The 6,967-nt window shown below is 61.3% G+C and carries 9 protein-coding genes; 7 read left to right on the plus strand and 2 right to left on the minus strand.

Annotated elements, in window-relative coordinates; all coding sequences use genetic code 11:
* The 6 genes from QZ498_RS16825 to QZ498_RS16850 form a co-directional block, all read left to right on the plus strand.
* A partial coding sequence (locus QZ498_RS16825; RefSeq protein ID WP_294624340.1) for an Ldh family oxidoreductase occupies window positions 1-336 on the plus strand: 336 nt, incomplete at its 5' end.
* Window positions 337-409: 73 nt separating this feature from the next.
* The gene (locus QZ498_RS16830) at window positions 410-1,051 is read left to right on the plus strand and encodes a DUF3047 domain-containing protein (RefSeq protein ID WP_294624342.1); all 642 of its coding nucleotides are present in this window, start codon (window positions 410-412) and stop codon (window positions 1,049-1,051) included.
* Between the two features lie 99 nt (window positions 1,052-1,150).
* Entirely contained in the window at window positions 1,151-1,537 is a 387-nt protein-coding gene (locus tag QZ498_RS16835) for a c-type cytochrome (protein WP_294624344.1), read from the plus strand.
* Between the two features lie 29 nt (window positions 1,538-1,566).
* Window positions 1,567-1,974 (plus strand): cytochrome c, encoded by a 408-nt coding sequence (locus QZ498_RS16840; protein ID WP_294624346.1) that lies wholly within the window; start codon window positions 1,567-1,569, stop codon window positions 1,972-1,974.
* 53 nt (window positions 1,975-2,027) lie between these two features.
* Window positions 2,028-2,426: a DUF4864 domain-containing protein gene (locus tag QZ498_RS16845; protein ID WP_294624348.1), complete on the plus strand. Its 399-nt coding sequence runs from the start codon at window positions 2,028-2,030 to the stop codon at window positions 2,424-2,426.
* A gap of 200 nt (window positions 2,427-2,626) precedes the next feature.
* On the plus strand, window positions 2,627-4,918 hold the full coding sequence (locus tag QZ498_RS16850; RefSeq protein WP_294624350.1) for a glycosyl hydrolase family 28-related protein: 2,292 nt from the start codon (window positions 2,627-2,629) through the stop codon (window positions 4,916-4,918).
* On the opposite strand, the gene QZ498_RS16855 is transcribed toward QZ498_RS16850, so the two are convergent.
* Both QZ498_RS16855 and QZ498_RS16860 read right to left on the minus strand, forming a co-directional pair.
* Window positions 4,915-5,631, minus strand: coding sequence for a hypothetical protein (locus QZ498_RS16855; protein ID WP_294624352.1), 717 nt, complete (start codon window positions 5,629-5,631; stop codon window positions 4,915-4,917). The two genes, QZ498_RS16850 and QZ498_RS16855, sit on opposite strands and share 4 nt — an antisense overlap.
* Before the next feature lie 73 nt (window positions 5,632-5,704).
* Complete coding sequence (locus QZ498_RS16860) at window positions 5,705-6,529, minus strand: Hint domain-containing protein (RefSeq protein WP_294624354.1); 825 nt, start codon at window positions 6,527-6,529, stop codon at window positions 5,705-5,707.
* 158 nt (window positions 6,530-6,687) lie between these two features.
* Here QZ498_RS16860 and QZ498_RS16865 point away from each other — a divergent pair.
* Window positions 6,688-6,967, plus strand: a 280-nt coding sequence (locus QZ498_RS16865; RefSeq protein ID WP_294624356.1) for an antibiotic biosynthesis monooxygenase, incomplete at its 3' end; no start/stop codon positions are given.

Genomic DNA, 6,967 nt, shown 5'->3' on the forward strand with positions numbered 1-6,967 from the left:
TTGGGCGGCTCGCTTGTGTCGATGGGCGGCTACAAGGGCTGGGGGTTTGGCCTGATGGCCGAACTTCTGGCCGCGGGGATGACCGGCGGCGTTGTGAGCCGCGATGTGAAGCCCTTGAAGGCCCCCGAAGGCCCGCCGCATGACTTGGGGCAGTATTACATGCTGATGGACCCGGAGGTGTCGGGTGCGTTTTTTGAACGGCTGGCGGCGGTTGAGGCCGGGGTAGCCATGGACGAAGGAGCGCGGATGCCGGGGCAGGGGAAAGCGGCGATGGATCCGGTGGACCTCGACGACGGGTTTTGGGCGCAAACCCGTGGATTGGCCGGGTTGGAGTAACCCATCACGCAAAGATGAATTGCGCGAAGCGCGAGCTGGTCTACCTTCCTCTGGTAACCGGAGGAGGTTGATCATGCGTTTAACAGCATTCGTGGCCAGTCTGGCCATGCTCACCGGGCCGGTTTGGGCCAATTCCATCCCTTTCGACGGCGGCTGGAACCATCAGCGGTTTTCGCTTTTCTCACGCAATGACTATGCGCAGCGGGGCGAGGCCCTGGACGTAGCGTCGGACGGGAGTGTTTCGCTTCTGTATCGTGCCTTGCCGCAAGCGATTTGGGATGCCTCGGATGCTGGTTGGTCTTGGCAGGTGACGCAGAGCGTTCCGGCCACGGACCTGCGTCAAAAGGGGGGTGATGACCGCAATCTTGCGATGTATTTCGTGTTCTTGCCTGAAGCTGAGGCCAAGCGGCTACAGGGCACCAAGGTGACCAAACTGTTGAACAATGATGCCGTGCGCGTGCTGGTCTATGTCTGGGGTGGAAACCACGCGCGTGGTGCGTTCCTTGACAGTCCCTATCTTGGCAGCCGTGGCAAAACGGTGGTGCTGCGCGGGGCCGGTACCGGGCAAGCGCGCGAGCAGGTCGACCTGAACCGGGATTATGCGCGTGCTTTTGGAGGGAACGCGACCTCGCTTGTCGGGTTGGCCGTGTCGGGGGACAGCGATGACACCGACAGCCGTATCATGGCGCGCATTTCCGGGTTGAGCTTACGTTGACAGGCGCTGTCTGCTGCCCAATGATCCAGATCAATGTACCCATGGGGCCTTTGCTGCCAGATGGGACAACGATAAAGGATATGAGGGAGCAAAGCGGGCATGCGGTATTTGGGGTTGTCGGTCATCTTCGCCCTGGCGGGCTGTGTGTCCGAAACCGGGGAGGCACCCGGTGAGGAAATTTACTCCAGCTATTGTGTGGCGTGTCATGGCAAGAGCGCGCAGGGCGATGGCCCCTTGGCCTCTGACTTGCCGGTGGCGCCTGCGGATCTGACCGTGCTTGCGGCGCGGAACGACGGTGTGTTCCCGTATTCCGACGTCATGGCGCAGATATACGGCTATCCGGGACAATTCCATGTGATGCCGGAGTTCGGACCGCTTTTGGAGGGACCGCACGTCATGTGGCGCGATGAAACCGGGGCCGTGGTTGAAACGCCGCGCGCCCTGTTGGACCTTGCGCGATATCTTGAGACCTTGCAGCGCGGATGATGCCGCGCCTATTCGAAGGAGGGCCGACAATGTGGAAAGCAGTTCTTTGCGGCATGCTGGCGGGAATGTCCCTGAGCGGAGCCGCCATGGCCGAAAGCCCGGGGCAGGCGGATTACGAGCGATATTGCGCCAGTTGCCACGGAATTGAAGGCACCGGACACGGGCCGATGCGCGCGGTGCTGACCCTTTCGCCCACGGATCTGACGGTGCTGAGCGCCGAGAATGGCGGGGTGTTCCCCCTCGAACGGGTGGTCAAGCGGATCGACGGGCGCGACCCCTTGGTGGCGCATGGCAGCCCGATGCCGGTTTACGGGACGTTTTTCGATTACGGCAAGGGGGTCACGCTTGAGTTGCCCAGTGGCGAAAAGATCATGACGACGCAGCCGGTGGCGGATCTGGTGGCCTATCTGCGGGGGTTGCAGGCCAAGGTGGAGTAGCAACGATTTGATCGGCGCGCGTGGTGACCTACCTCTTTCTCAGGAGGTGTCCCATGCGCAGAGCTTTTGCCATCCTTTTTCTGGGTCTTGGTTTGACCGGCCCGGCCCTGGCCGATCCGGGGGCCATTCGTACGGTCATCAAGGACCAGATCGCCGCCTTCGAGCGCGATGACTTCGAAGAGGCTTTCACCCATGCCAGTCCGACCATTCGCCAGATCTTTCGCACCCCGGATCGCTTTGGCGAGATGGTGCAGCAGGGCTATCCGATGGTTTGGCGCCCCGAGGAGGTGCGCTTTTTAGACATGGAGGAGCGTGCGGGGCGGTTTTGTCAGCCGGTGATGATCCGTGACGGGCAAGGCGCCTTGCATATCCTTGACTACGAGATGATCGACGGCGAGGCCGGTTGGAAGATTGACGGTGTCCGTCTTCGGAAGCCCGCCGGCGCTGTCTGAGGCTTTCTTCTTTTCTCAGATTGCCCGGGAGCGGCGCGGCCTTTTTCAAGACCTTGCAACGGGGGCACCGTCACGGTGTGGTCGGGCCCCGTTAACCCTTTGTAGATACCTCCTTTGGCCGGGCGTTGGCCCAAAGGCAGAGGCAGAGCCGGTCTGCGCCCGAGCGGGCCGGCCCGGCGGCGCAACAAAGGGATTTAGCGATGAACAAGGCAATCACCGACGGGGTGAGTTTCATGCCGCCCAGCTTTGCGGCGGGGCTTGACGTTTGGTCGAGCGGCGACGGAACGCCCGGGTCGGACACCTATGAAAACGCGGCCAATGCGGCATTCGTGCCGGCAGATCAGGATTTCGGCGCGGCGTTGGAGTTGAGCAAGACGCAATCGGTCCAGCAGCTTCGGTACATGGGAGAAACGCCCATCTTGCCGGGCTGTTACCTTCAGGTGCGCGCACGGGTAAAGGCGATCAGCGGGGCCTTGCCGGATGTAAGGATCGCCGCTTGGGCCGGTGGCGCGGGCAATGTCCATGTGACCGGCCTGACCGAGACCGGCCCGGCTGTGAGCCTGTCGCAGTATGGCGAGGTCGTCGAGGTGCGCGCGATCATCGGCAGCGGGGCGCGCGGCGGTGTGGACATGGTCTGGGGGAGCGAGCCGATCTATGCCCATCTGGGGCTGGATCTGACGGGCCCCAATGGCGGCGTGGTGCGGATCGACGATATCGAGATCGAGGATGTGACAGGATTTTTCCTGCGCGATATGATCAGCGTTGTGGATGTGCGCGACTTCGGGGCGCTGGGCGATGGCAGCACGGATGATTCCGCCGCCTTCGAGGCCGCCGATGCGGCCGCCAATGGGCGTGAGGTACTGGTACCGGCCGGGGTGTATCATCTGGCCGAGAGCGTGACCTTCCAAAGCCGTGTGCGGTTTGAGGGCACGGTGACGATGCCCGAGGACAAGATGCTGTCGCTGACGCGCAACTATGACCTTCCGGCCTATATCGACGCGTTCGGCGATGGTGAACTGGCCTTCAAGAAGGCCTTTCAGGCGCTTTTGAACAACGCCGGGCATGAGTCGCTTGATCTGGGTGGGCGGTTGATCGAGGTCAGCGCGCCGGTCGACATGCAGGCCGCCGTCAACAACCGGGATTTCTATTCGCAACGCCGCGTGATCCGCAACGGCCAGTTTTCGATGCAACCGGGGCCGGCTTGGGATACCGAGGTGGTGACGTCACAGGCGACCTATAGTGTGGACGACGCCAAGACGCTGACAGGGGTGGTCAATGTGGCCAATGTGCCGGTGGGCGCCTTGATCGAAGGTGCGGGCGTGGGGCGCGAGGTTTACGTGCGGTCCAAGAACGTGGCGGCACAGGAGATCACCCTGAGCGCGCCTTTGTACGATGCCGATGGCACGCAGGTTTTCACCTTCCGCCGGTTCAAGTACATCCTTGATTTCAGCGGGTTCGAGGACCTTGGCAAGTTTGCCTTGTCGGATGTGGAATTGCAGTGCCGGGGGGAATGCAGCGGGGTGTTGTTGCCGCCGCGCGCGGGCGCGATGGCCTTTCGGGATTGTTTCTTCACCCGTCCCAAGGACCGCGCCATCACCAGCCATGGCGAAGGGGATCAGGGCATGTTGGTGGACCGTTGCCAGTTCCTGTCGGACGAGGGGCCTTTGGCGGCGGTGGATCGCACCTCGGTTGCGATCAATGCCAATGCCAATGACGTGAAACTTCGCAATAATCGCGCGACGTTCTTCCGGCATTTCGCGGTTTTGGGCGGCTCGTCCACGATCGTGATGGGCAACCATTGGTTCCAGGGCGACAGTTTGCAGGATTCGCCGCGCACGGCGGGGCTTGTTCTGACGCGGACCAATAACCGTGGCACGATCACCGGCAACTATATCGACAACAGTTTTATCGAATGGGCCAATGAGCATGACAAGGCGCCGGAGTATTCCAGCGAGTTTTCCTTCAGTTCGCTGAGCATCACCGGCAATGTCTTCATGAGCACCCATGTCGCACCGTGGTTCAACTATATCGTCATCAAGCCTTATGGGCCGGGGCATTTCATCAATGGCCTGACGGTGACGGGGAACAATTTTCGCGTCGTGGGGGGCGAGATTGACCGGGTTGAGGCGGTGGATACGTCTTTTGCGGATCTCGATTACAACAGGTTTGCCGATATCACCTTTGACGGCAACATGTTCAACCAGGTGCAGACCCCGGTTTCGAGTCCGGTCACCATACGCCACGATGAAGCAACGCCGCAGGAAAGCTGGATTGTGGATGTGGACGACAAGCTGCCGTTCAACGCCTGGGCGCAGACGGTTGAGTCACTGACCCATTCAGGGCCGGTGCGCGATGCGGGGGGCAATGAACATTACGGCGTGCCATACATCATGGCAAAGCATGGCCCGGACCGGGACCAGCTTCGCCTGCGCTGGGGGACGCCCGTGGAAGGCGCGGTGGTGATGCGGGTGCGGATTGACGATCCGTTCTAGAACCTTTGCCACAGGCCGAGGCGGGCGGCGACGTCGCTGTCGCCCGCCACCCCTGCGACGAGGCCCATTTCAAGATGCTGCGCGCCAGAGAGTTCGAGGACATAGGAGGGGGCCAGTTTTGCCCATGTCTCGCCTGCGTCTGTCGCCCCGGTTTGCAATTGCAGGATGAACATATGCCCTTTGGGAACCGTCAGGCCGAGGGTTGCGTCGGCGGCGTAATGGCTGGCGAGTTCCTCATCTATTTCGGCGCGGGTGTCGAGTGTGACCCAACCGTTGTGCCCGAGAAGTTCGAGGCCGCGCCCGACCGACAAGCCGGTTTGCACAACCGGGCGCATCTTGGGCTGTGGCGCGGGCAGGGGCGGCAAAGGCCCGCCGCCCTTGACGACCAGTTTGAAGGGCGGTGTGCGCCAGCGTTCGGCATAGCCAACGCCGAGTTGGACCGACATGCGCAGGGGACCGGCATTTTTGCCTACGGGCCAACGGGCGAAGGCGATGGCCTTTTTGGCATCGCTTGACGTGGTCCCGAGGTCGAGCCCGAGGGTGAGGTTTTCCGTGAGGCCATATTCGGCATAGAGGCCGCCGTAGTCGCGGCTTTCGCTGTATTCGATGGCAAAAGACAGGAAGGTTTCACCCTTGCCACGGGGCCATGGCCCGGCCAATGCGCCGGGCGCGGTGAGACAGAACAGGATCAGCAAGGCAAGGGCGCGTGGCATCTGGGCCTCCTGCACTTACCATTGCTTAATCAGGGTAAACCGGACGTTAACGTATAGGGCCGATTGGGGCCGATCAGGCTGTTTCCGCCTCGCGTTCCCTATCGGGAACAGCAAGGAGAGGAGCGCCGGATTTCGCGTGCCGCTTGATCAAACGGTTTTGCCTTTTGACAAGGGGCAAGCGCCATTGCAAGCCGGACGCAGCCTTGTCTTGCGAAAAGCCAGGATAGATCTTGGTGAGAGCTTTGCGCAGGTGAGCCGGGATGACGGTCAAATTGTCCGCACAGGGCACGAGTGTATCCGTAGGGATGCCGTTGGCAAGGATCGTTTCCGGCTCGTCAAGCAGCAGCAGGTAAAGTGAGCCGTGGCACTGCTTTGACTGGGCGACCGTGACATCGGGCAGATGGGTCAGCACATGTGCGGCCACGAAGGCCCCGCCCTCGGGGAACATGTGCTTGGCGACCTCGGACCGCACGAGGACCTTCTGATCGCGTGGCAGCTGTGTGTTCCGTGACGGCAAGTTCGGGCCAAATGCCCCGGCCTTGATGTGGATCGTCGCGTGGCGGGTCGCTTCATCGTGGTCGATGCGCAGGATATGCCGCAGGGGACGGTAACCTCCGCTCTCTGTTCGCAGAATGTCGTGTGGCTTGAGCGACTCGACGGGCTTTTGACCGGCCAGAGTGTCAATCAGCGTGCCTTCGGGGAGGCCAAGGCGGGGCTGCGCGGTGTCATCGGATTCTCCATGCGGGGCGCTGGGATCATTGGCTGACACATCTGTCAGCGATTTGCCGGACGCCTTTGCCACATTCAGCGCCGCATGCCAGTCTTGGGTCAGCTGACCAAGCGCCACTGCGGGCATTGGGGTCGCGGAATCACAATCTATCCTGGTAATGCATGCCATCTGTCTTGTCCTGCCTTGTCTGTCCCTCATCGGGGGGTTTTCAACGTGGAGTAGTGGGTGACTGAGGCAGATTTATGGATATCCTGGGACAATTCGGGGCAAATCGTGGGCATTGCGCAGGGCGGACAAGCTGTTAGGCTGACCTCAGGAGGTGTGTCATGCCCAAGATCACGTCAGCCAATGATTGCCAGACGGTAATCACCACCTTCGAGATGACGCCGGGGACCTGTCAGGACCTTATGGATGAACTGACAGCGGCCTATGAGGAGTTCATCTCGAAACAGCCCGGTTTCATCGCGGCGGGCCTTCATGTGAACGATGCGCAGACCCGGATTGCCAATTATTCGCAATGGGAAAAGCGCGAGGATTTCCAAGCCATGTTGCGTAGCGAGGAGATGCGCCGGCGCAATCGGCGGATCAACGAGTTGTGCAAGAGTT

Source organism: uncultured Roseovarius sp., from assembly GCF_913057115.1.
GTDB lineage: Bacteria > Pseudomonadota > Alphaproteobacteria > Rhodobacterales > Rhodobacteraceae > Roseovarius.

What these genes read in the sequence shown, in the direction of transcription:
- QZ498_RS16840 (WP_294624346.1), top strand. Translation starts at nt 1,567, where the DNA reads ATGTGGAAAGCAGTTCTTTGCGGCATGCTGGCGGGAATGTCCCTGAGC.
- QZ498_RS16830 (WP_294624342.1), top strand. Translation starts at nt 410, where the DNA reads ATGCGTTTAACAGCATTCGTGGCCAGTCTGGCCATGCTCACCGGGCCG.
- QZ498_RS16845 (WP_294624348.1), top strand. Translation starts at nt 2,028, where the DNA reads ATGCGCAGAGCTTTTGCCATCCTTTTTCTGGGTCTTGGTTTGACCGGC.
- QZ498_RS16860 (WP_294624354.1), bottom strand. Translation starts at nt 6,529, where the DNA reads ATGGCATGCATTACCAGGATAGATTGTGATTCCGCGACCCCAATGCCC.
- QZ498_RS16835 (WP_294624344.1), top strand. Translation starts at nt 1,151, where the DNA reads ATGCGGTATTTGGGGTTGTCGGTCATCTTCGCCCTGGCGGGCTGTGTG.
- QZ498_RS16850 (WP_294624350.1), top strand. Translation starts at nt 2,627, where the DNA reads ATGAACAAGGCAATCACCGACGGGGTGAGTTTCATGCCGCCCAGCTTT.
- QZ498_RS16855 (WP_294624352.1), bottom strand. Translation starts at nt 5,631, where the DNA reads ATGCCACGCGCCCTTGCCTTGCTGATCCTGTTCTGTCTCACCGCGCCC.